This is a genomic window from Piscirickettsia litoralis (genome assembly GCF_001720395.1).
Classification (GTDB): domain Bacteria; phylum Pseudomonadota; class Gammaproteobacteria; order Piscirickettsiales; family Piscirickettsiaceae; genus Piscirickettsia; species Piscirickettsia litoralis.
Genome location: NZ_MDTU01000002.1, coordinates 63066 through 64947, shown reverse-complemented (window position 1 = coordinate 64947; position 1882 = coordinate 63066). Strand labels below are relative to the sequence as shown.

Genomic DNA, 1882 nt, shown 5'->3' with positions numbered 1-1882 from the left:
TCATTACGTATCGTTATAAATCACACCGCACTAAGAGGATGGAACATGAGACGATTGATGCTGTTACGTTTATTGGGCGAATGGTACAACACATCTTTCCTAAAGGGTTTCAACGGGTACGTTACTTTGGATTACAGGCGACGGCATCATTTAAAAAAGTACTTTGAATTGATCGCCAAAGCTGCAGGAGACTTGGTGGACGTGATGATAGCGACAGTAAAGCGGATCAGCTATGCGCAAATGTTTGAGGAAGTAGGCAAAGTTAACCCGCTAAAGTGCACATCGTGTGGGTCGCAGCTGGAGCTGTGGCAGCTTTATCACCCTTCAAAAGGGGTATTCTACGATATATTTGATCCACCCCGTTAAAAAGAGAGGTGAGTGCCGAAGGCTATTGTTCTCTTTATCTCAACAGTGAATGTGTCATTGCCAACAGCCACACAACGATCTTTTGAAGAATTGGTTAATATTCTCAGGAGTTTCGAAACTCACTTTGTAGGCCGTATTTAACGGCGACTTAGTGTAGAGTGGTGTTGTACTTCAACTAACGAAGTACGCTATATTTGGGGGTTTGCTAACTGGTTAAAACTTATAACCTAAGTACAAGCTAAGAAGGGTTCTACGTGAATGTTTACCATTACCAGATTTAGGACCTCTATATTTCCCAGTTCCACTTATAAACGATTTAGCTTCTCTGATTATTTTTTCTTTGTTTGGCTTCTCTATATGTAGAATATTATTAAGGAATTTTTTTGATAGCGTTGTTGAATTATGGAATGTGGAAATTTGTTGATGTGAGTTTTTTATATACACAGCAATAGCAACAATAGCCATTTGTAACTGCTTGCTTTCTAAGAAGGTATTAATTCTTTTATGCAAAAAATAAATTCCATCCATCCCAAATTCTATATATATAGTCATTACCGCAATCGTATAGTAAACGTCCTTAACTTCTGATTGTGATAGAACGATCTTCAATCTTCTCGAAGATATTAAATTATTAAATACCATTTTAACTCTAAAGTTAGCTGCGTATAAAGCAGAAACAGCTTTGGTAAAGCTTTGGCTTGCTCTAACCATACCGACATGTTTTTCTAATCCGTCCTGACTTAATGAGATATACACATTTTCTTTATCAGACCATATAATTTTGTCCAGACTACCTGTTCGGCAAGAGTTGTAATCTATTGTTTGGATAAAAAATCCCATACATCATTTTCTTGCTTGATACCAACTACATTTGCCCCTTCATTTTTATAGAAATAATTATTAATTTCATCGGACTCTGTACAAGTAACTCTTCTAATAGGGCGGTGGTGATCGTTAAATATTTTTTTTCTTCTTGAGACCGCCAATGCCTGAAAGCTTCGTGCCCTCTAAGTCCTTTTTTTATCGTCTCTCCATCACCTGCAATGTGTATGACTTCAGGATTTTTTAGAGTTGGATTTGGAGTGATCGACACTCGGCAGCCTCCAAGTTGAGATGTGAAAAAAAATGTTTGTTTCGCCTCTTAGGTGGAGTCTTGTTGTATTCTTTGATTCCCAAGGAAGCCAATATAATTTTTCCCCACAATCGTCTGGTTCAAGCTGTATTCCGTTAGTATTTTTAAAATTTGCACATTTAAATTTTTGAATCCCTGCACTAGGTAACTTCCTCATTAGAGCTAGTGATTCGAAAATTGGAGTATCTTGTAATGTTTGCTCTGGATCGGCTTTTAGTTTTTGGAAAAATTCTTTAGTTAAAGACATTAGGATTCACTCTGTTTTTATTTTTATGTTTATTTATCATAATCTTAATAAAGAGACAACTGAAATCCCGCAGGATAATATCATAGACACCACTGCCTTTATACACTATATATTGATTTAGTAGACATGGTTTTGAC

At 36.5% G+C, this 1882-nt stretch carries 3 protein-coding genes; 1 reads left to right on the top strand and 2 read right to left on the bottom strand.

Annotated elements, in window-relative coordinates:
- Window positions 1-38: 38 nt before the first annotated feature.
- Window positions 39-167 (top strand): transposase, encoded by a 129-nt coding sequence (locus BGC07_RS24000; RefSeq protein WP_394332141.1) that lies wholly within the window; start codon window positions 39-41, stop codon window positions 165-167.
- 412 nt (window positions 168-579) lie between these two features.
- On the opposite strand, the gene BGC07_RS15295 is transcribed toward BGC07_RS24000, so the two are convergent.
- The gene (locus tag BGC07_RS15295) at window positions 580-1206 is read right to left on the bottom strand and encodes a hypothetical protein (RefSeq protein WP_069313947.1); all 627 of its coding nucleotides are present in this window, start codon (window positions 1204-1206) and stop codon (window positions 580-582) included.
- 215 nt (window positions 1207-1421) lie between these two features.
- On the bottom strand, window positions 1422-1745 hold the full coding sequence (locus tag BGC07_RS15290; protein ID WP_069313946.1) for a hypothetical protein: 324 nt from the start codon (window positions 1743-1745) through the stop codon (window positions 1422-1424).
- Window positions 1746-1882 lie beyond the last annotated feature (137 nt).

Excerpts from the sequence above, each read along its gene's own strand:
- BGC07_RS15290 (WP_069313946.1), bottom strand. The coding sequence starts at position 1,745 with ATGTCTTTAACTAAAGAATTTTTCCAAAAACTAAAAGCCGATCCAGAG.
- BGC07_RS15295 (WP_069313947.1), bottom strand. The coding sequence starts at position 1,206 with ATGGGATTTTTTATCCAAACAATAGATTACAACTCTTGCCGAACAGGT.
- BGC07_RS24000 (WP_394332141.1), top strand. The coding sequence starts at position 39 with ATGGAACATGAGACGATTGATGCTGTTACGTTTATTGGGCGAATGGTA.